Source organism: Streptomyces sp. SID5785, assembly GCF_009870065.1.
In the GTDB taxonomy this organism is placed as follows: domain Bacteria; phylum Actinomycetota; class Actinomycetes; order Streptomycetales; family Streptomycetaceae; genus Streptomyces.
On the sequence record NZ_WWIA01000755.1, the window covers coordinates 1 to 590 of the forward strand.

Sequence of the window (590 nt, forward strand, 5' to 3'; positions counted from 1 at the left end):
GGGGTCAGGGTCAGAGTCAGGTACGGGGTCGGCACGCGGGCCGTCGGAAGCCGTACGCATGCCGGCCGCACCGTCGCCATCCGCGCCGTCGCCGTCAGCGCCGTCGCCGTCCGGTGCCTCACCGAGGGGCGCACCGTTCTCGGGCTCCTCGGTCGTACCGGGCTCCCCGGGCTCCCCGGGCTCCCCGCGCTCGCCGGGTCCACCGGCATCCGGCGCTCCCTCGGCCCGCCCGGCCGACTCGGCGCGCTCGGCCGACTCCGCATGCTCGGGCAGCTCGGCCCCCTCGGCCTCCGCCGCCCCCCGCGCCACCGCCTTGAGCGCCGTCAGAAGCGGCTGTACCGCAGGCTCGTGGCGCAGGGGCAGGTCGTCGCCGTCGATGTCGAGCGGGACTCCGGCCGCGGTGAGTGCGCGCCGGACCGCTGGGATGCTCCGCCCGCCCGCGCGCACCAGAACGGCCATCTCGCCCCAGGGAACGCCGTCCTCCAGGTGCGCTCGGCGCAGGATGTCCGCGATGTTGTCCAGCTCGGTGCCGGACGTCGGATACGTGTAGACCTCGGTGGTGCCGCCGCCCCTGACCGGTGTCGGCTCGC

At 76.4% G+C, this 590-nt stretch carries 1 pseudogene; it reads right to left on the reverse strand.

The annotated features are described in order from the left end of the window. Positions 1–590, reverse strand: a pseudogene (locus GTW43_RS38225) (ATP-dependent helicase); the annotation flags it as partial.